We start from the raw sequence: 19,861 nt of genomic DNA on the forward strand, positions 1-19,861 counted from the left end.
GGACGTTAACAAGTACTCACCGGGGTGAAGAGGTGGTTCCGGTCGAGTGTGGAACCCGGCGTGCGACGGCCACCCCACCCGATCACGGCGCGGTAGGCGCCGAGCGCCCCCGACTCCGCCAAACCCTCGGCGTCGGTGTGCGTCGAGTCCTCGGGAACCGGGGTGTCGAACGGCGCGACGTACAGCGCGTCGGTGGGACAGTTCGCCTCACACATGAAGCACGTCTGACAGTCCTCCTGGTGCGCGACGACGGGTACCCCGTCCGCGCCGCGACGGAAGACGTCCGTCGGGCAGACCTTGATGCAGATGTCGCATCGCACGCAGCGGTCGGCGACGACGACCTCGATCACGACGCGACCGTCCGGGCCTCGGCGGTGCCACGTTCCGGCCGCACCCACACCTCGCCCAGTCCGCCCGACAGCGGTCGGCGGGTCTGCGCCGGATCGGCGTCCGGTAGGTCGGTGCGCACGTGCATCCCCCGGGTCTCGGTCCGCGCCAGCGCGGAGTGCGTCGCCCACCGCGCGACGGCGAGCATCGCGGCGGCCGACCGTGCCTGCAGCAGCTCCCGTTCGGTGCCGCCGAGCAGATCGGCGGCACCCGACCACGCCTCGTCGAGGGCTGTCACGCTGTCCTGCAGACTCGTCGCGCTGCGCCGGTAGCTGCGTCGCAGCGGCAAGGTGTGCTCCTGCACGAGTCCGACGATGGAGCGCGACGCCTGCCGACGGGCCGACGGTCCGCGCAGTCGGTGCCGGCGACCCGGATGCCTCCGGTTCCGCGCACCGTTCCCTCCAGGACTGCCCGCACGGGATACTTCTGCGTGAACGGGTCGATGCCGGCCTTGTCCAGCGGCAGAAAGTAATTCGGTTGCGACGTGCGCATGGCCGCGCGGATGTCGGGCCTGGCTCGGTCCAGACGCGCGTACACGGGGCGGCCGGCGGCGAGGTGCGCCATCGCGGCGCCGCGTGCGGAGAAACCGCCGTCCCCGAGAGTCCGGCCGTCCGCGTCGTAGTACGTGGCGAACTGCATCATCAAACCCTTGCTGTGCCCACTCCACGCCGGTGCCAGCGCGTAGGCCGTCGAGAATTCCATGCCCGAGAACGACGCCTCGACCTCGGCCGCCATCAGGAGTCCGTCGCCGGTGTCGACGTTCGTTCCGAAGCTTCCCGACAGGAATGCGCAGCCGCCGGTCGCCACGACCACTGCCCCGGCACGCACCGACCACGGGGCGTATCCGTTCTGCCGTTGCAGACCCGCGGCACCGGACACGATGCCGTCGCCGGTGGTGAGCAGTTCCAGGGCGGGGCTGTGGTCGAGGATGGTGACCCCGGCGCGGTGCACGCGCCTGCGCATCCGGCGCATGTACTCCGGCCCCTGCAGGCTGGTACGCACCTCCCGGCCGTCGTCGCCGGACGGAAACCGGTAGCCGGCGCCTGCCAGTTCATCCACCCGGTGGTGGGTTTCCTCGGGCACCCGGTACATCCAGGCCGGCTCGGACAGTCTGCCGCCGCCCTCGAAGCGGGCCTGCACCGACCGTTCGCGTGCAGGCCCGGGCGGGACGTTCCACAGGTTGTTGCCGCCCGACGCGGTGGGGCCGCTGGTGCCGCAGTAGCCCTTGTCGGCGAGGACGACCCGCGCGCCCGCCCGGGCCGCCGCCAGTGCCGCCCACGTTCCGGCGGGTCCGCCGCCGAGGACGAGGACGTCGGCGTCGATCTCGAGCCGGCTCACGAAGCGAACAGCATCGCCGACGCGGCGACGGCCGCCCCGGTTCGTTCGGACAGCGGACGGCGGAACAACCAGTCGAGCAGAGACATCGTTACCCCCGGTCGGAGCGGTATGGACACCGCTCGATCGTCGGCTGACCGGCTCGCCCGAACAAGAGTTCTCGTCAGCGTGCGCCGAACCCCGGCAACCATCCAGCGAACCCGCCCGGACGACTCGTCTTCCGGACACATGCGGCAGCCGGCGGCACCGCCCTCTATGGTGGACGCATTTGCACGCCGAGGACGGGTAGCACATGGACGACAGGACTGTAGCGATCGGGGCACTCGCGATTGCCACCGTGTCGGCGGTCTCCGGCCTGATGATCGGTGCCGCGGGCGGCGCGTTCGGCAACCGCGGGCCGGACGTCGTGCCGCCACCGCTGACGTCGGAGGGCCTGCAGGCCGCCGGGCCCTACAGCGCCGCACCGGCCACCTTCCAGGTGTTCGTCCCGCCGACCCCCACCTGGCAGATGGCCGACCTCACCACCCCACGGGCCGTCACGCTCACCACCGAACCGGCTCCGGTGACCACCGCGCCGCCGCCCGCGCCCTCGACGACCCCCGCCCCGCCACCGCCGCCACCCGTCCGGACCACGGTCGCGCCGCCTCCCCCGACGATCAGCCTGGCCCCGGTCACCACACCCGTGACCCGGCCTCCCGTCATCACGACGACCGAGCAGACCGTGCCCCGGATCGCGGCCCCGCCGACGGCGTCACCCGCGGAGCCGACACTGCCGCCGGTCACCACCACGACGACGACGCGTCCGGTGATCACCATCCCGCCCGTCACCACCAGACCGCGGGGCTGAGGCCCACCCGAGCCTTTCCGAGATCGGGAGCGGTGACAAGCCCGGTGCAGGAGTCGGTAAGGTGGCTTCCCGCCGGATTGGGGGGTCCACTCCGGGACCGTGAGTGTCCAGCATCGGAGGTCGGGGATGAGTGGCGGGGAGAATTTTCGGTCGGGCGAGTGGGATCACCGAGCCATCAGGTGTGCGGTCGACGCGCTGAGGCCCGCCGAGTCCGGTGCGGTGGCCGCGGCCTGGGACGACCTCGGACGCCGATTCCAGGAGTCGGTCACCGAGTTCCACGACGCGACCCGTGCCGCCGTCAACACCGGTTGGCGTGGGCCGACCGCGGACGCGGTGGCGTCGGCGCTCGACGACTACGCCGCCCAAGCCGGGCAGGTCGGCGACCGATTCACCGATGTGGCGGATGCGTTGCGGCACGCGACCACCGGAGCCGAAGCGGTCCGCGGCGCGGTGGGTCGGCCCGGCGAACACCCGACCGACTGGACCCAGGTGCTGCCCGTCAACTGGACTGCGGAAGCCGACGCCGACGCCGCAGAACAGAACGCGAAGGCCGCCATGGACACCTTCTACACCTCGGCGTATCGGGTCGCGGACGAACAACTCCCCGCTGCGGGCCTCGCCGCGACCGATGCCGCGGCAACGGCAAACGGTCAGCCGGTGGGCTTCGACATCGGACCGAACGGGGTGCACGGCATACCCAGCGATGAGCAGGTGGCCGAGCCCGAATCCGAATCCGTCCCGCGCAATGAGCACCGCAAGAGCGGCGAGGTGCTGCTCGAGGACTCGCCGGCGCCCGCACAGGGTGCGCCGGGTTCGATCGCGGGTGCGGCGCTGGCCGGGGCCGTCGGCGGCGGGGTGGCGCAGTACGCGCGCAGCATCGTGTCCTCTCACCGGACGACCACCCCCGAACGGCCGGGCGCTCCCGCCCTGCCAGCCGCGCGGGAAGACGAGGCGGAGCCCCCGACGTACCTCGAAAGCATCGACGAGGGAAGCGAACTCGTCGGAAGATTGCCTCTCGTGACACCCGCGGTGATCGGCCGATAGTCGTGGGGCACTGGGTGTTGACCGGCCCGCAGTTCTCGGCGTTGTGGGCCCGGACCGGCCAGGACCGCATTCCGTATCCGTTCAGGGTCACGAGCACGCTGGCCACCGCCGACGAGTACGCGGCGGAGCAGCGCCGGATCCGCGCCGCCTTCTCCGGACCCGAACACGACGCGCTCGAGTCGGCGCTGCTGGTGCTCGCCAAACCCGACCTCCGAATCGAGATCTCCGGTTCGGCAGATGCGGACGGCGGTACCCCGGTCCGCATGACAGGAGCCCTTGCACGCGGGCACGGGATCGCGGCGGTGCAGCATCCGGGCGCCGAAGTGGTAATCCGGAGCTGCGAACCGTACGACGTCAGCCGGCAGCTGATCGCTCAGCTCCCCGACACCGACGCCGGCGCGGCGGCGGGCGTCGTGGTCCCGCCGACACCGGCCGGGAGCGCACGAGCCGCCCGGATCCTCGACCGTCCGTCGACGAGCCAGGGGGTCGTCACCGTGATCCGCGGCGCGCGGCACTCACCACGCCCCGTCGGCGGTCTGGCGTGGCGGGACATCGAGGGCGACGGCCGGTACCTCGTGTGGGGCGATTCCGCCGTGGCGGTGGAACCGGGCACGTCGTGGGACCTCCTCGACGCCGTCACCCGGCTGACCGGACGGATCGCGGCCGGTCACCCCGTCTGAGCGCGCCACCCCCTCCTGCGCTGCGGTCTCGGCGATCGCCGCTACCGTATAGAGCGGAAGTAGGTGATTCGTGGTCGACCCGGACGGAGCAGACATGCAGGACTTCGATCTGGATTCGAGTGTGAACCGCGACTGGGCCGAGTTCCAGCGGCGCCTCGCGGACTATCTGGCAGCGATGCAGGACGAGGACCTTCTGGTCCTCGAATCGGGATTCGAGGAGCTCGACGAATCCCAGGGACTGATGCCGTGCATTCAGTTCGTCGTGTGGGACGGTGACACGGTGCGCTGCGAGGTGCCGTCGAACCACTACCTGCACCCCGACCGCGCACTGACCGAGGCCGAGCAGACGTACCTCACCGAGCTGGGCTGGAACCGGCCGACGCGCGGCCCGGACGACGAACCCGACGACGGCTCCCCCGCGTTCTACGTCGACAAGAAGCTGTCGTGGTCGGATCAACTGGCCGCGATGGCCGTGGCCGCGTTCCGCGACGTCTGGGGAATCACGCATCCCGCGTTCCTGAGCACCGAGACGTCGAGTACGGATCCCGAGGCCACGTTCGACCCGGTTGCGGTGCGGCCGCCGCTCGTCGCGCAACTCGACCCCGCGGCCGCCGTGGTCCCCCGCGACGTCGAGCATCTCCACGAACTGATCACGCTCGCGTTGGTGCCGATGCTCGGACTGCTGCCCGAACGCGACCCGGACGGCGACGTCCCGATCCGGATGGGCAACACCATCCTGTTCGTCGGCCCGCTCGCCGACACCGTCGACGTGCAACTGTTCGCGCCGCTCGTGCACGACATCAGCGACCGCACCCGCGCGGCCGAGGTCACCGCCGACCTCAACCGCACGTGGTCACGGATCAAGTTCGTGCTGGTCGACGACCGGTTGTCGGCGTTCCTGGAAGTGTCGGGCAACCCGTTCGTCCCGCAGCACCTCACGGACAGCTGCAAGGCGTTCTCCGATTTCCTGAGCACCGTCGACAACGAGTTCGCGTCGCGGTTCGGTGGCGAACTGTTCTTCCACCGCGACTCCGGCCCGGACGCCGAACCGGAGGCGGATGCGGCACCTCGCACCGAGAACCGGATGTCGTCCACCGACCTGCCGAAGGAACTCCAGACGCTGTTCCATCTCCATGCCGGGCCCGGAGGCGACACCGATCCGGCTGTCGTCACCGACGTCTGCGGTCACGACCGCGACCGGATCCTCGTGCTCCTGGACACCGGCATCGCCTGGGTGACCCGGTTGCGTGAAACCGACGATGCGTCGGCGGACCAGTGGGAGCGCATCGTCGGCGCCCTGCGCCACGCCCTCCGCACCGTCGTGCTGCCACCGACGGCGAGCGCTCCCGACACCAAGCCGCGGCCCGAGCAGATGGGGCTGTTCACCAACCCCGAGGAGCAGACCCTGTTCGACGATCCGTCGTCCTAGAAGCCGCCCTTTCGACGATCGGTCCGGGTTTCCCGGGATGTGGCGTACTGTCAGCACTATCGGAGCCGTCCAGGTTCCGCATTCAGGGATGGTCCATGGCTGACAAATCGCCCCGCAATTCCATGTCGAAGAAGTCCGGTAAGTCGCTGAAGGAGAAGCGCGCCGACAAGAAGATGAAGACCAACGGACAAAGCGATCCGGAAATCGTCTCGCACGTCAAGAAGCGCTAGCGCCCGTGCGCCTTTCTGGTAGCGGCAGCAGCCACAAAGGCGCACAAGCCGTCAGGCGACGACGGAGCGCTGGGGGACGCCCGAGTACTCGCTGAGCGGGCGAATCAAACTGTTCGACGCGCCCTGCTCGATTGCAGCGGGCCCTTCAACTCCCCGATCGCCGCGGAGGACGAGTCGCTGACCGCCGAGTCCGCCGCGCTCGCGCGAATCGGGTTGGCTCCTACTTCGCCGGGGCGCTCATCCTGCCGTACACGCTGTTCCTGGGTGCCGCCGAATCACTCCACTACGACATCGACCTGCTGGGCCTGAAGTTCGAGGTGGGGTTCGAGACGATCTGTCGCCTGCTGTCGACGCTGCAACGGCCGGGCCAGCGCGGCGTGTCGTTCTTCTTCGTCCGCACCGATGGCGCCGGGAACATTTCGAAGCGCCAGTCCGCCACCGCATTCCACTTCTCCCGAGTCGGCGGCAGCTGCCCGCTGTGGGTGGTCCACGAGGCGTTCGCGAATCCCGGCCGGATCCTCACGCAGGTGTCGAAGATGCCGGACGGGCGCGCCTACCTGTGGATCGCGCGCACCACCCACAGCGGCGGTCTCGGATATCTCGCCCCAGAACGCAATTTCGCGATCGGCCTCGGCTGCGACATCGGGTACGCCGATCGGTTGGTCTACTCACGCGTGCGCGCAACGCGCGTTCCCGCAGCTGGGCCGGTAGGCGCTCCGCGCCCGTGAGTGGTTGACGGGTCCAGGAACTCGTCAACCACTCACGGGCGTAACGCTGCTCGCACCTGAACCTCGGCCATCGCCTCCGCCCTGTCGGTGGCATCGGCGTGGATTGCGAGCAGTGCGGCTAGGGCCGTCGCCCGAACCAGTCGAGGAGTCGGGTCTGCTGCGAAGCGTCGGGAGGCACTGTGCCACTCGGGCCCTCGCCGTACGCGCCGAACGCGAGCATGTCGTCCAGATGTGGTTCGACCACACGAGACAGCCCGGCGACCACAGGCGGGTCGAGAGTTTCATCGAGGCCCGCCGCGCGGAGGAGGTCCCACGCGTGAACCACAAGGTCGACGAGCCGGAAGCGCAGGAACGCTTCGGCAGGGACGTCGCCCCTCGGGCCTGGAACTGGCTGTTCCGGTGGTGCGGCGGCGAAGGCCTCGGCCTGGTGTCGCCACGATTCGGCCACCGCGGCGACCGGGTCGTCTCCGAGCTGGTCGTCTGTGAGCATGTTCCGGGCTTGTTCACGACCGACGCCGGCAAGCAGGAGCGCAGTGAAGCGGTTTCCCACCACGACGTGCTCGACCAGGTCACGCACCGACATCTGTGACGGTGTGGGCAGGTCCCATGAGTCCACCGGCAGGTGGCGCACCACGCGCTCGAATTCGGCCGAGGCAGCGAGAATGAGTTCCACCTCTCGCACGGTAGCGGTCGTGGACTTGCTCCGGGAAGGTGCGACGTCGCGGATGTCCTTCTCGGGAACGGCGTACGGCCGGGTTTGCTTGCTGGGCTCGTCAACTAGCGGCGGCGGCAAGCGCCCGAGTCCGGCCCGCGGTGCCGTCGAGATTGTGCTCCGTCGATCAACGAGGCGACTGGATCGGTGGGTTTATCTGACCGGGGGCCCTGCGGCGGCGGCGGCAATCAGGGTGCTCGCCGCGATCTGACGCCAGCGTGCGTCGCCCACCCTGCGAAAGCCCAGGCATGAGGTGGTGGTCGAGGATCCGCCACCGGAACGGAAAAGCGCGCTACGTGCCGCGCCGGACGAAGTGCACGACCTGGCTGACGTTGAGTTGCCACCGCTCGTCCACGTCGAAACCGTAGGACCGCACGACGCGGAAGTTGGCGCCGAGCGCCACCGGATCACGGGAATCGACGGCCGCCCCGGTGTGGCTGTCGACCCCCGCGGATCGGTCGGTGAGCAGCCAGATCGCCGGACAACTCCTGATCTGGTCCGCGATGCGGTCGGGCGCCAGCGTCTCGTCCCACAACTCGCCCAGTTCCGCGGCCGTCGATCCCCGCGAGATGTCGCGGAGAGCGGCGAAGGCGGGCGGATCGACGGTCTCGACGGTGCGCATCGGGCCGGGATTCCAGACGTTCTTCAGGTCGTAGAGCACGCAGTCGCCGGGTCCGGCCTCGGATTCGACGAGGTCGGCGACGCGGCTGTAATCCATGCCGCTCGGCTTGGCGTACGGTCCGCGCTGGACGAGGTAGTGCGGCAGGGCGATGGCACCGAACAGTGCGAGGATCACCGCGAGAAGCGGCAGCGATCGTCGTCCGGCAAGGCCGGCGATCCACACCATCGACTGTCCGAGGAGCAGTGCGCACGCGGGGGCGGTGAACGTGAAGTAGCGACCCAGATACACGTTCTGCGACGTCAGCGAATACAGCAGCACCAGCGCGGTGGGCACCACGAGCCAGGGCACCGCGGTCGCGAGAAGCCCGGCGTGGTCGCCGTCCCGGCGGTCACGCTCCCGGACGATGCCGACCGTCACTCCGGCGACGACGAGCAGTCCTGACACGACGGCGACGGGGAGGGTGTTGTCGAAGTACTGCTCGACGAGCACGATCCACACGAGATCGAAATTCCGGCCGGCGATCCACGAGACCTGATCCGCCTGCGATTGCACCAGCACGATCACCGGCGCCGCGATCGCGATGCCCGCGCCGGCAGCCAGGACGAACGACCCGACGCAGCGACGTCCGGTCTTCGTCACCGCCAGCGTCACGACGTGCGCGGCAACGATCAGGATGCTGTAGAGGAACACCGTGGTCGAGACCGCGACAAGCAGCGCATACAGCACCCAGGCGGTGCCCGTCCGCCTGCGCACGGCCACGACGAACACGACGGTCACCCACACCGCCAGCGCCGCGGACAGCGCGTACGAGCGTGCCTCGATTCCGGCGGACGTCACCCGCGGCAGGATCGCGAACACGAGCGCCGCGACCAACGCCACCCGTCGCGTGGACACCAGCTTTCCGAGCACAACGAGGCCGGCGGCGCCGATCCCCACGGCCAGCACACTGGGCAGTCGCAGCCAGAACTCGGTGAGCGGGACGACGCGCAGCCAGCCATGCATGCCCAGGTAGTACGCGCCGTGGACGGCGTCGACGTCGAACAGCAACCGCACCGTGTCGGGGATGTCGCGCCCGGCGACCGAGACGGTGGCCGCCTCGTCGTGCCAGAACGACGGCGACCAGGACCGGAATCCCGAGATCGCGACTGCCACGAGTCCGAGCAGGAGCGGGTCGCACCATGTCGTCCACCCGAGGGTCCCCCGCTCCGCACCGCTGCGCCGCGGCTCGGAAGCCAGCACGGGCAGGGGCGACGTCATTCCGCGGTTCCTCGAGGTAGGTGAAATCAGTGACCTACATGGAGACCGTTCCGGACCGCGTCGCCGTTACGTCCGGCTGCTACCCGGCGGGCGAGTCCTGCGCACCGAGCCGCCACAGCGACGTCACTTCCCGCTTGCGCGCGGCGTGCAACGCATCCGATCGGTCTGCGACCTTGCCGTGCCGGGGCGCCACGTCCCGGCGTCCGAGGACGGTCAGTCCGGCGTCGTCGATCCAGGTCAGTAATTCGTCGCGGGTCCGCAGTCCGAGATGCTCGGCGATGTCGGACAGGATGAGCCAGCCCTCTCCCCCGGGCTCGAGGTGCTCGGCCAACCCGGCCAGGAATCCGCGGAGCATCCGGCTGTCCGGATCGTAGATCGCGTACTCGATCGGCGAGGTGGGGCGGGCGGGAATCCACGGCGGGTTGCACACGACCAGCGGTGCCCGGCCGTCGGGGAACAGATCCTTTTCCACCACCTGGACCTGACCGGCGTAGCCGAGCCGGTCCAGATTCGTCCGGGCGCAGGCGAGCGCATTCGCGTCGAGTTCGGTCGCGATCACCTTCTCGACGCCGCGGTGCGCGAGGACGGCGGCCAGCACTCCGGTGCCGGTGCCGATGTCGAACGCCTGCGTGTGCGACGGCAGCGGGGCGTCGGCGACGAGGTCGACGTATTCGCCGCGAATCGGCGAGAACACGCCGTAGCCGGGGTGGATGCGCGCCCCGAGGGCGGGGATCTCGACGCCCTTCTTCTGCCACTCGTGGGCGCCGATCGCCCCGAGCAGGTCGCGCAGGGTGGTGACGGTGGGTTGGTCCGTGGGTCCGTACGCCTCGAGCACCGCCTGCCGTACGTCGGGGGCGCGTCGCAGCGGGACGGTCTGGTCGGCGTCGAACGGCACCAGCAGCATCCCGAGGATCCCCGCCCTCCGCGACTGCGTCTGCCGGTGCAGGTGGAACGCGGTGGTGGGGTCGGTGGACGTCTTGCGGGTCTTACGGTCGGTGCGGGCGGCGACGGCGGTGCCGAGCTGGCGGGCGTTGTGGAAGTCGCCGCGCCACAGCAGCGCCGTCCCCTCGCACGCCAGGCGGTACGCCTCGTCGGCGGTCATCGAGTCGTCGGCCACGCGAATCTTCTTCGGGGGCGTCGCCCCGCTGGTGGACCGCCACACCGCCGAATGCTCGGTGCCGTCCTCGGTCCAGCGGACGAACTCGGTTTCCATGAGGGAGAGCCTAGGCGCTTCGCGCCCGTGCGCCTTTCTGGTAGCTGCAACTACCAAAAAGGCGCACGGGCGGCGGAGCCGCCTCACCGGAGGGTGAGGACACTCTTCCCGACGGTTCGGCGGTGTTCGAGATCGAGCAGGGCCTCGGCCGCCGCCTCGAACGGGTACCGCGTCGGCTCCGGTATTTTCAACGCGCCCGACGCGAGCAAGGGACATAATTCGCTCCACTGCGCGGACAGTCGTCGGGGGTCCTCGGCCCACCACGAGCCCCACGCGACTCCGACTGCGGACGCGTTCTTCAGGAGCAGCCGGTTCACTTTCACCGAGGGGATGTCCCGGCCGGTGAAGCCCATCACGAGAATCCTCCCGCCCGTCGCCAGGGATCGGACGCTGTCGGTGAAACGGTCGCCCCCGACGGGGTCGACCACGACGTCCACCCCGCGGCCGTCGGTGATCGCGAGGACCTCGTCCCGCCAATTCCCGGTGGTCACGACGTCGGAGGCGCCGAGGCTCCGCACGTACTCCGCCTTCTCCTCACTGCTGACGACCGCGATGGTCCGCGACGCGCCGAGGTGGGGCGCCAGGGTCATCGCGGCGGTGCCGATGCCTCCGGCCGCGCCCTGGACGAGCACCGACTCCCCCTTCTCGAGGCGCCCGCGACGAACCAGCGCGAAATGCACGGTGAGGTAGTTGAACAGCAGGGCGGCGCCCGCGGACATCGAGATCGTGTCGGGGAGGGAGAAAGTCGTCTCCGGCGGCAGCGCGACCAGTTCCGCCATCGCGCCGCCCACCCCTGTCAATCCGACGACCCGGTCGCCCGGAGAATATCCGCTGCCGTCAGGCGCTGACCGCACGATCCCGGCGACCTCGCCGCCCGGGACGAAGGGAAGTTCCGGCTTGTACTGGTACCGGCCCTGGGTGAGGAGAAGATCCGGGAACGACACCCCGACCGCATGAACCTCGACCAGGATCGCGGATTCTTCCGCGACGGGTTCGTCGACCTCGACCGGGGCGAGCGCCCGGGGACCGTCGAGCGCGGTGACCATCAGTGCGCGCATGCGGTTGCCCCCGCTGATGTGATCGGGAGTTCGCGGACGGCCGCCCGGCGCAGCTTGCCGACTTCGGTCCGCGGGAGGTCGGGCCGGAAATCGACGACTTTGGGTGCCGCGTAGGGTCCGACGCGCTGCGCGACGAGATGTGTGAGTTGCGTGACGAGGTCGCCGTCGCCGGCCCGGGTGTCCGCGCGGACGACGACGGCCCGGACCACTCCGCCGCGGATCGGATCGTCGTACGCGACTGCCGCGGCGTCGGCGACCGCCGGGTGCTGCAACAGCGCGTTCTCGACCTCGACCGGGCTGATGTTGTGCCCTGACGCGATGATCATGTCGTCGTCCCGGCCGAGAATCTGCCACCGTCCCTGGGGGTCTGTGACGGCTCGGTCCTCGGTGAGGAATACGTCGCCGCGCCAGCGGTCGGCCCACAGGTCGGGGGTGTTCTCGTAGCCGCTGGACATCTGGTGCCGGGGCTTCCGTACCGCGATCAATCCCGGTTGGCCGTCGGCTACCGGTTGCCCGTCCCGGTCGGCGAGGAAGGTGTCGAAACCCGGAATCGTGGCGGACATCCAGCCCGGACCGGACCGGGTTTCGGTGCCCTGGGTGTCGCCCAGGAGCATGCCGACCTCGGACAGTCCGTACCCGTTGCGCACGGCGGGGGCACCGGTGCTGGCCCAGTCCGCGGCGACCGCCGCGGTGAGCGGTTCGCCGGCAGCGGCGACGGTGCGGAGCGTCGGCGGCACTCCCTCCTGCGCGAACGTCGTCGTCAGTCGCCGCAGGGCGGCCGGCGCGGTGGTGAGGATCGTGGCCTTCTCTTCCCGGATGACGCGATGCCAGGCCTCGGGGACGAACTTCCCGGAGTACATGACCCGCGGCACGCCCAGCGCCATGACGGCGGCACCGGTGCTGTACAGCCCGAACGCCCACGCCGGGTCCGACGTCGAGAAGACGACGCTGTCGCGGGTCGCCCCGAGAACGGCCTTCGCGTAGGGCATGACCGAGACGAAGGTGGCGTGGGTCATGGTGCACGCCTTCGGTGTTCCGGATGTTCCGCTGGTGAACAGCAGGGTGGCGGTGTCCCCGAGTGCCGTGGTCGCGAGCGGGCCGTCGGCGTCGGCCCGGTCGACCTCGGTCCAGAAGGACCGGTCGTCCGTGCCGGCTGCGACGTCGCCGACGACGAACACCGCGGGGTCGAGTCCGTGGGTCGCCTGCGCTGCCGCGAGGGCCGGCCGGTACCGCTGATCGACCACGACCGCGCGGACTCCCGCCGCGTCGAGGCGCAGACCGATCGCGTCCGGGGCGAACCCGCCGAACAGCGGCACGTACACCAGCCCGGAGCGCCACGCCGCCAGTGCGGTGATCCAACTCTCGACCTGTCGCGAGAGCAGTCCGCCGACGCGATCTCCCCGCTTCAGCCCCGCGCGTGCGAACACCCGTGCCGCCTTGGCGGCGAGCCTGTCGAGTTCGCGGTACGTCCAGCGGTCGGCCGAGCCGTCCTCGTGCCGGACGGTCAGCGCCACCCGGTTCGGATCGGCCGCGTAGCGGGTGCAGATTTCGTGGGCCGTGTTGAAGTCGCCACCGAACGGGTCGCGGTCCAGCAGGGATTCGATGTCCTGCCAGGCACCGGCGAGTGCGGACGATGCGAGTCTGTCGGGAGACATCAGTGATTCACCTTTGCAGTTTTCGTCAGGGTCAGGACCAGGACCGTGATGGCACACGCCGCGGCGATGTACGCGGCCAGGGCCCACGAACCGTCCGCCTCGGCAGCGATCGCCACCGCGATGAACGGTGCGGGAGCACTGAACACGACACCACCGAACTGATAGGCGACGGACGCGCCGGTGTACCGGACTTCGGCCGGGAACAGACCGGTGACGTAGCCGGCCACCGCGGAATAGGTGACGGCGTGACCGATGGTGATGATCAGAATCATCGCCAGCAGGACGGCGACACCCACGCCGGTCGACAGCAACCAGAAGAACGGGTACGCGATCGCGGCCATGTAGAGGGACCCGTAGATCAACATCTTCCGTGCTCCGATCCGGTCCGCGATCATCGACGCGTAGGGCACCGACAGGATGTCGAGAACACACGCGACGAGGATGCTCAACAGAATCGTCTGCCGCGAGATGCCGAGTTCCTTCGGACCGTACGACAGCACGAAGACGGTGACGAGGTAGAACGGCACGAGGGAGGCGGCCTGGGTGAGAATTCCGACGCCCAGCGCGCGCTTCTCACCCCGCAGGACCGCGAGGATCGGGAAGTCGGCGATCTTCTTGTTGCGCTTGACGTTCTCGAATTCCGGCGATTCGACGACCTTCAGTCGCACGTACATGCCGACCGCGACCAACCCGGCACTGGCGAGGAACGGAAGCCTCCATCCCCACGCCTGCACCTTGTCCTCGGGAAGCTGCTCGACCAGAAGGAACGCGAGCGTCGCGAGCACGAGTCCGGCAGGCACGCCGGCCTGCGGCCAGCTGCCGTAGAACGCCCGCTTCTCGCGCGGTGCGTGTTCGACTGCCATCAGCACCGCGCCGCCCCATTCTCCGCCGACCGCGAAGCCCTGTGCCAGGCGCGCGAGGACGAGCAGCACGGGCGCTGCGAGACCGATCGCTCCGTAGGTGGGAATGAGTCCGATCGCGACCGTCGACGACCCCATCAGCACCAGGGAGAACACCAGCATTTTCTTGCGGCCGATCCGGTCTCCGAAGTGCCCGAAGACGATCGCGCCTGCGGGACGCGACACGAACGCGACACCGAACGTCGCGAATGCGGCCAGCGTTCCCGACAGCGGACTCAACGACGGGAAGAACGCCTTCCCGAATACCAGGGCGGCCGCGGTCCCGAAGATGAAGAAGTCGTACCACTCGATTGCCGTTCCGACGAAGGACGCGAAGGCAACCTTCCGCGGTTTGACCCGAGTGACCTCCAGGTCGTCGATGACTCTCATATCGAATCTCCCATCGCTGCTGATGTGGGGCGGTGCGGCTGCCGTGTCGATCCGGTGCCACCGCGGTTGTGATCGGGCCGTCGGGCCTCGCCCGGGGTTCGCCGATCGGACATCGCATCAGCACCGTCACCCCGTGTGGCCACGGTCACAGGTCTAGCACATCCCTGACGTTGATAGCAAGCATTTTTGTACCGATCGATCCACTTGGGACTTCGCCCAAATATCGAGCTCAAACAGCGATTAGCGCGAGTTTCACGAACACCCTGGACTATTTTTGGATCGATCAGTACATTCCTGGGAATGAACGAGAACGATCACGACGCCCCCCGCGTCGCGTTGGTCTCCGGCGGGTCCCGCGGCATCGGAGCCGCCGTCACCACAGCCCTGACACAGCGCGGCTGCCGGGTGGGCTGCACGTACCGGACCAGACGTGACGACGCCGAGAAGCTCGCCGCGGACGCCCCCGAACAGGTACTCCCAATTCGTTTCGACCTGCACGACGACACCACGGCGCCCACGGCGGTGGAGCGCGTCGTCTCGCACTGGGGACACCTCGATTCGCTCGTCCTGAACGCGGGCCAGTGGTCGGGCGGGCGGCTCGTCGAGACGGACCCGGACGCCTGGTGGAGCGTGATAGAGACGAACCTCCGCGGCACCGTCGCCCTCGCCCGGGCCGCGCTACCCCACCTCGCGCACGGCAGGTCACCGAGCATCGTTCTGGTGTCGTCGGTCGTCGGCCTGATCGGTCACGCCGGCGACACCGCGTACGCGAGTGCGAAGTCCGCGATGATCGGCTTCGGTCGCTCACTCGCCAAGGAGGTCGCACGTGACGGCATCCGGGTCAACGTGCTGGCCCCCGGCTTCGTCACCACCGACATGACCGACGCGGTGCCCGACTCCGCACGCAGGCGCATCGAACGAGAAACCGTCCTCGGCCGATTCGGCACCGTCGACGAAATCGCCAAGGCCGCAGTCTTCCTCAGCGAAGACGCCACATTCTGCACTGGCTCCGTCCTCACCGCCGACGGCGGCTGGGCGCTGTGACACACCACGACTGCAACGACCAACAACGAAGGGACACAACACCATGACCGCGACACTCACGCATTCGGTCGGCATTCCGGAGTCGGAGTACCTGGCGCTCCGGGACCGCATTGTCGAAGCGATCTGGTCCGAACTCGATCCACTCGAACAGCGGATCGAGGACGACGAGCAGGTTCCGCACGACATCGTCATGCCCATCCTCGAGCGGATCGGCGCACTCGGCCTGCTCGTCCCCCGCGAGTACGGCGGCAGCGGTCTCTCGATCGCCCAGTACCTGCCGATCATCGCCGAATTCGCCAAGGTGCAGGGCGGGCTCCGGGTCATCGTCCACGTGCACAACTCCTTCGCCCACGCACTCTCCGAGATCGGCAGCGACCGGCAGAAGGCGGACGTGCTGCCGGGCACGGCCACGGGCCGGAACTCGGTCGCGTTCGCGCTGACGGAGCCGGGTTTCGGGACGGGCGCCGACCTCGGGTCGACCGCGGTGCGCGAGGGCGACGACTACATTCTGAACGGCGAGAAGTGGTTGATCACCAACTCGGACATCGCGTCTCACTTCATCGTCTTCGCGAAGACATCCGACACCGACGTCTCCGCGTTCCTCGTTCCCCGCGCGACCGACGGTCTCTCGATCGCAGCACTTCCCGAGACGATGGGATGCAAGGGCACCGAGCACGGACGCGTCACCCTCGACTCCGTCCGGGTGCCCGCCACCGCCCTCGTCGGCGTGGAGGGGCAGGGAAACGAGCACCTCGAACGCGCACTGGAGATCAGCCGGGTGTTCATCGCGGCAAGCTCCCTCGGCACGTCCGAGCGCGCCCTCGAACTGTCGATCGCCCACGCGAAGAGCCGTGTCACATTCGGCAAGCCGATCGGCACACGGCAGGCCATCCAGCGCTACCTGGCGGAGATGGCCACCGATGTCTACGCCCTGCGCGGGATCCTGGCCGACGCAGCACAGAAGTGGGATGCCGGCGAACGGATTCCCGCCGAGGCCAGCATGTGCAAGCTGTTCGGCCTCGAAGCCGTCGGCCGGGTGACCGACCGGGCTCTGCTCATCCACGGCGGAATCGGATACACGCGCGCGCATCCGATCGAGCGCCTCTACCGGGACGCCCGCCTCAACTGGCTCGAGGAGGGGACCCCGACGATCCAGTACCTGGTCACGGCGGGACGCCTGCTCGACGGGTACGCGTTCTCCGACGCCTTCGAGACGTCGCGTCAGCCCTGACATCCGCACGACAGCCGCCCTGCGGCCGGGAACGGCCACAGGGCGGCACCACGCTCTCGAAGGAGAAGAACAATGACGGACCACGACCCCACCGTCCTCGTCGCGGGGGCGCGAACCCCGTTCGGACGCTTCATGGGATCCCTGTCGAGCCTGAGCGCCCAGGAACTGGGTAGCCACGCGATCGGTGGTGCGCTGGAATCGGCCGGCGTCGACGCACGCGCCGTCGACCACGTCGTCATGGGCCAGGTGCTCACCGCGGGCAGTGGCCAACTGCCGGCGCGCGTCGCGGCGGCAGCCGCCGGAATCCCCATGACCGCACCGGCACTGACCATCAACCGGATGTGCCTCTCCGGAATCGACGCGATAACGCTGGCGCACCAGATGATCTCCGCCGGCGACGCGGACATCGTCGTCGCCGGCGGTCAGGAATCGATGAGCACTGCGCCGCACCTGCTGACGAACAGTCGTCGCGGACACAGGTACGGCGACACGGTTCTGATCGACCACCTCGCGTTCGACGGGCTCCAGGACGCCTTCACGGGGTCGTCGATGGGGGCGCTGACCGAGTCGAGGAATCCCGAGTACGGGATCAGCCGCGAGGCCCAGGACGAGTGGGCCGCGCGCTCGCACCGTGCGGCCGCACGCGCACGAAAGGACGGCGTCTTCGCGGCCGAGATCGTTCCCGTTCCGATCAGATCCGGGCGGGGTGAGTCGACCGACGTGAGCCACGACGAGGGCATCCGGGCCGACACCTCGGCGGCCGACCTCGCCGGTCTGCCTCCGGCTTTCGCCGCAGGCGGCTCGCTGACGGCGGGCAACTCGTCACCGATCTCCGACGGTGCCTGCGCCGTCGTGGTCACACGGAAGTCGACGGCCGTCCGGCTCGGACTGTCGTGGCTGGCCGAGATCGGATCACGCGCTGTGGTCGCCGGACCCGATTCGGGTCTGCACGAGCAGCCGTCGAACGCCATCCAGGCCGCGTGCCGACGCGAGGGGATCGCGCCTCGCGACCTCGATCTCGTCGAGATCAACGAGGCGTTCGCCGCCGTCACACTCGTCTCGTCCGAACGCCTCGGTCTCGACGCGGACCGGGTGAACGTCAACGGCGGCGCGATCGCGCTCGGCCACCCGATCGGCGTCTCGGGGGCACGGATCGTCCTGCACCTCGCGCTCGAACTGCGACGCCGCGGAGGTGGCGTCGGCGCAGCCGCGCTGTGCGGGGGCGGCGGCCAGGGGCAGGCCCTGATCGTGCACGTCGAACGGTGATTCGATGAGCACCAAGTACGACCTCAACCGCGCCGAAATTCTGCGCGTGTCCGCCGAGCTGTTCGCGAGGTCGGGCTACCACGGCACCGGGATCGCAGACCTGGGCACGGCGGTGGGGCTCGGCCGCGGGGCGCTCTACCACTACATCGGCAGCAAGGAGGAGGTCCTGTTCGCGATCAGCAGCCGGCAACTCGCGCAGATGAACACGGTCGCCGACGAACTCGCCCTGACCGAACCGGATCCGGAGCGCCGCCTCCGCGGTCTCGCGCGCGCCCTGCTCCGCAACATCGCCGAACACCGCGCGGAGTGGACGGTGTTCTTCCGCGAGTACCACGCCCTGACCGGTGATCGGCGTGTGCGGGTCGTCGCGGCCCGCGAACGGTACGAATCGCATTGGCGGCACGCGTTCGACCAAGGCGTCCGGGACGGGGTGTTCACACTGTTGCCGCCGTTGATGATCAAGGGTGTGCTCGGCATGTTCAACTACAGCTACCTCTGGCTCACCGCCGACGGGACCCGCACCCCCGAAGAGATCGCCGACGGGTTTCTCGACGCCCTGATCACCGGGCTGGCCGCGCCGAACCCGTGATCTGGGCCGTCTAGACTCACATCTTCGACCGCCGGGAGACAAAGGGGCCCTTCGATGAGCGACAAGTACGACGCCAACCGGGACCGAGTCCTGCAGGTGGCCGCCGAATTGTTCGCGAAGTCGGGCTACCACGGCACCGGGGTCGCCGAGATCGGTGAGGCCACCGGGCTGGGCCGGGGCGCGCTGTACCACTACATCGGCAGCAAGGAGGCAATCCTCTACGAGATCAGCAGCCGGCAACTCGCGCAGATGAACACGGTGGCCGACGAACTCGCGCTGTCCGAGGCCGATCCGGAGAAACGGCTGCGCGGTCTTGCACGAGCCCTCATGCGGAACATCGCCGAGCACCGTGCGGAGTGGACGGTGTTCTTCCGCGAGTACCACGCCCTGACGGACGAGCGTCGTGATCGCATCATCGCCGAACGTGAACGCTACGAATCGCATTGGCGGAACGCGCTGGAGCAGGGCATCCGCGACGGACAGTTCCGGGCTCTCCCGCGGCTGATGGTCAAGGGCCTGCTGGGCATGTTCAACTACAGCTACCTGTGGATCACCCCCGCGGGCGCCGAGACACCCGAAGAGATCGCGGACGAGTTCCTCGACGCCGTCGTCACGGGGATGCGGGCGTGAGGCGCTTCGCACCCGTGCGCGGTGAGCGAGTCTCTGCACTCGCTCGCCGCGCACGGGCGGCGGAGCCGCTGAGTATCCTCGTCACATGAGTCCGTCGTCGGCCACCCCTGCCCGTTGCTCCATCGCGCGCACCCTCGAACTCCTGGGCGACAAGTGGACGCTGCTCATCGTCCGCGACGCCTTCTGGGGCCACAGCCGGTTCTCGGAGTTCACCCGCAGTCTCGGGGTGGCGTCCGACGTGCTCACCGCACGGTTGGCGATGCTCGTCGACGAAGGAATCCTCGAACGCCGCGCCTATCGCCAGGAGGGGTCGCGGGAACGTCGGGAGTACGTGCTGACCGAGAAGGGCAAGCAGTTGCATGTCGTGATCGGGGCGCTGGGACAGTTCGGGCGCGACCATCTGCCGCGGCCGGGTAGCACCTCCCCCGAGTACACCGACGAGACCACCGGCGAGGCCGTGTCCCTCGCCTTCGTCACCGACGACGGTCGCCGCGTTCCGGCATCGACTCTGCATGTACAGCAGGGCGCTCCGGCCCCGGCCGGCAATCCGCAGGGTTAACCGGAACTCGTGAGGAACGGGGCGCGACCTCGTCGTATCCATGCTAACTTGGAAAT

21 protein-coding genes and 1 pseudogene are annotated in these 19,861 nt (G+C 69.1%); 12 read left to right on the top strand and 10 right to left on the bottom strand.

The features are described 5' to 3' along the window. Nucleotides 1–5: 5 nt before the first annotated feature. The 3 genes from HGB39_RS09585 to HGB39_RS09590 are packed head-to-tail and all read right to left on the bottom strand — an operon-like array spanning nt 6 to nt 1,725. The gene (locus tag HGB39_RS09585; protein ID WP_005570529.1) at nt 6–350 is read right to left on the bottom strand and encodes a 4Fe-4S dicluster domain-containing protein; all 345 of its coding nucleotides are present in this window, start codon (nt 348–350) and stop codon (nt 6–8) included. Continuing rightward, nucleotides 347–625 carry an L-aspartate oxidase gene (locus HGB39_RS40505; protein ID WP_005570531.1) on the bottom strand — a complete coding sequence of 93 codons (279 nt, stop codon included), beginning with the start codon at nt 623–625 and terminating at the stop codon, nt 347–349. The genes HGB39_RS09585 and HGB39_RS40505 overlap by 4 nt, the downstream gene beginning before the upstream one ends. Beyond that, nucleotides 622–1,725 (bottom strand): FAD-dependent oxidoreductase, encoded by a 1,104-nt coding sequence (locus HGB39_RS09590; protein ID WP_005570533.1) that lies wholly within the window; start codon nt 1,723–1,725, stop codon nt 622–624. The genes HGB39_RS40505 and HGB39_RS09590 overlap by 4 nt, the downstream gene beginning before the upstream one ends. A gap of 289 nt (nt 1,726–2,014) precedes the next feature. Here HGB39_RS09590 and HGB39_RS09595 point away from each other — a divergent pair, with 289 nt between their 5' ends. The 5 genes from HGB39_RS09595 (at nt 2,015) to HGB39_RS39560 (ending at nt 5,952) form a co-directional block, all read left to right on the top strand. Beyond that, the gene (locus HGB39_RS09595; RefSeq protein WP_005570535.1) at nt 2,015–2,569 is read left to right on the top strand and encodes a hypothetical protein; all 555 of its coding nucleotides are present in this window, start codon (nt 2,015–2,017) and stop codon (nt 2,567–2,569) included. Between the two features lie 126 nt (nt 2,570–2,695). Then, the gene (locus tag HGB39_RS09600) at nt 2,696–3,613 is read left to right on the top strand and encodes a PPE domain-containing protein (RefSeq protein ID WP_005570537.1); all 918 of its coding nucleotides are present in this window, start codon (nt 2,696–2,698) and stop codon (nt 3,611–3,613) included. A 14-nt stretch (nt 3,614–3,627) separates the two neighbouring features. Further along, entirely contained in the window at nt 3,628–4,293 is a 666-nt protein-coding gene (locus HGB39_RS09605; protein WP_037203156.1) for an ESX secretion-associated protein EspG, read from the top strand. A gap of 70 nt (nt 4,294–4,363) precedes the next feature. Further along, the gene (locus HGB39_RS09610; protein ID WP_005254131.1) at nt 4,364–5,722 is read left to right on the top strand and encodes a T3SS (YopN, CesT) and YbjN peptide-binding chaperone 1; all 1,359 of its coding nucleotides are present in this window, start codon (nt 4,364–4,366) and stop codon (nt 5,720–5,722) included. 95 nt (nt 5,723–5,817) lie between these two features. Further along, nucleotides 5,818–5,952 (top strand): hypothetical protein, encoded by a 135-nt coding sequence (locus tag HGB39_RS39560; protein ID WP_005254130.1) that lies wholly within the window; start codon nt 5,818–5,820, stop codon nt 5,950–5,952. Nucleotides 5,953–6,003: 51 nt separating this feature from the next. On the opposite strand, the pseudogene HGB39_RS38535 reads toward HGB39_RS39560, so the two are convergent. Then, nucleotides 6,004–6,084 (bottom strand): annotated as a pseudogene (locus tag HGB39_RS38535) (citrate/2-methylcitrate synthase); the annotation flags it as partial. On the opposite strand from HGB39_RS38535, the gene HGB39_RS09620 reads away from it, so the two are divergent. Next, the gene (locus HGB39_RS09620) at nt 6,084–6,680 is read left to right on the top strand and encodes a helix-turn-helix domain-containing protein (protein WP_005570538.1); all 597 of its coding nucleotides are present in this window, start codon (nt 6,084–6,086) and stop codon (nt 6,678–6,680) included. The pseudogene HGB39_RS38535 and the gene HGB39_RS09620 sit on opposite strands and share 1 nt — an antisense overlap. A gap of 118 nt (nt 6,681–6,798) precedes the next feature. On the opposite strand, the gene HGB39_RS09625 is transcribed toward HGB39_RS09620, so the two are convergent. From HGB39_RS09625 to HGB39_RS09650, 6 genes are all read right to left on the bottom strand, one after another. Next, a complete protein-coding gene (locus HGB39_RS09625) occupies nt 6,799–7,353 on the bottom strand; it encodes a TIGR03086 family metal-binding protein (RefSeq protein WP_005570539.1) in 555 nt (184 codons plus the stop codon). Nucleotides 7,354–7,684: 331 nt separating this feature from the next. Further along, the gene (locus HGB39_RS09630; protein ID WP_005570540.1) at nt 7,685–9,271 is read right to left on the bottom strand and encodes a glycosyltransferase family 39 protein; all 1,587 of its coding nucleotides are present in this window, start codon (nt 9,269–9,271) and stop codon (nt 7,685–7,687) included. 79 nt (nt 9,272–9,350) lie between these two features. After that, nucleotides 9,351–10,484: a methyltransferase gene (locus HGB39_RS09635; protein ID WP_005570541.1), complete on the bottom strand. Its 1,134-nt coding sequence runs from the start codon at nt 10,482–10,484 to the stop codon at nt 9,351–9,353. A gap of 83 nt (nt 10,485–10,567) precedes the next feature. Beyond that, nucleotides 10,568–11,542 (bottom strand): NADPH:quinone oxidoreductase family protein, encoded by a 975-nt coding sequence (locus HGB39_RS09640; protein ID WP_005570542.1) that lies wholly within the window; start codon nt 11,540–11,542, stop codon nt 10,568–10,570. After that, nucleotides 11,530–13,197, bottom strand: coding sequence for an AMP-binding protein (locus HGB39_RS09645; protein ID WP_005570543.1), 1,668 nt, complete (start codon nt 13,195–13,197; stop codon nt 11,530–11,532). The genes HGB39_RS09640 and HGB39_RS09645 overlap by 13 nt, the downstream gene beginning before the upstream one ends. Next, nucleotides 13,197–14,486: an MFS transporter gene (locus tag HGB39_RS09650; protein ID WP_005570545.1), complete on the bottom strand. Its 1,290-nt coding sequence runs from the start codon at nt 14,484–14,486 to the stop codon at nt 13,197–13,199. Before HGB39_RS09650 ends, HGB39_RS09645 begins: the two co-directional genes overlap by 1 nt. A 300-nt stretch (nt 14,487–14,786) precedes the next feature. Here HGB39_RS09650 and HGB39_RS09655 point away from each other — a divergent pair, with 300 nt between their 5' ends. The 6 genes from HGB39_RS09655 (at nt 14,787) to HGB39_RS09680 (ending at nt 19,805) form a co-directional block, all read left to right on the top strand. Next, nucleotides 14,787–15,530, top strand: coding sequence for an SDR family NAD(P)-dependent oxidoreductase (locus HGB39_RS09655; RefSeq protein ID WP_005570547.1), 744 nt, complete (start codon nt 14,787–14,789; stop codon nt 15,528–15,530). Between the two features lie 43 nt (nt 15,531–15,573). Then, nucleotides 15,574–16,761 (top strand): acyl-CoA dehydrogenase family protein, encoded by a 1,188-nt coding sequence (locus tag HGB39_RS09660; protein WP_005570549.1) that lies wholly within the window; start codon nt 15,574–15,576, stop codon nt 16,759–16,761. Nucleotides 16,762–16,833: 72 nt separating this feature from the next. Beyond that, nucleotides 16,834–18,027, top strand: a complete 1,194-nt coding sequence (locus HGB39_RS09665; protein ID WP_005254119.1) for an acetyl-CoA C-acetyltransferase — start codon at nt 16,834–16,836, stop codon at nt 18,025–18,027. Nucleotides 18,028–18,031: 4 nt separating this feature from the next. Further along, on the top strand, nt 18,032–18,616 hold the full coding sequence (locus HGB39_RS09670; RefSeq protein WP_005254118.1) for a TetR/AcrR family transcriptional regulator: 585 nt from the start codon (nt 18,032–18,034) through the stop codon (nt 18,614–18,616). A 54-nt stretch (nt 18,617–18,670) separates the two neighbouring features. Beyond that, a complete protein-coding gene (locus HGB39_RS09675) occupies nt 18,671–19,246 on the top strand; it encodes a TetR/AcrR family transcriptional regulator (RefSeq protein WP_005252730.1) in 576 nt (191 codons plus the stop codon). Between the two features lie 85 nt (nt 19,247–19,331). Next, a complete protein-coding gene (locus HGB39_RS09680) occupies nt 19,332–19,805 on the top strand; it encodes a winged helix-turn-helix transcriptional regulator (RefSeq protein WP_005570550.1) in 474 nt (157 codons plus the stop codon). Nucleotides 19,806–19,861 lie beyond the last annotated feature (56 nt).

Origin of the sequence: Rhodococcus opacus (genome assembly GCF_012396235.1) — a bacterium.
Classification (GTDB): Bacteria; Actinomycetota; Actinomycetes; order Mycobacteriales; family Mycobacteriaceae; genus Rhodococcus_F; species Rhodococcus_F opacus.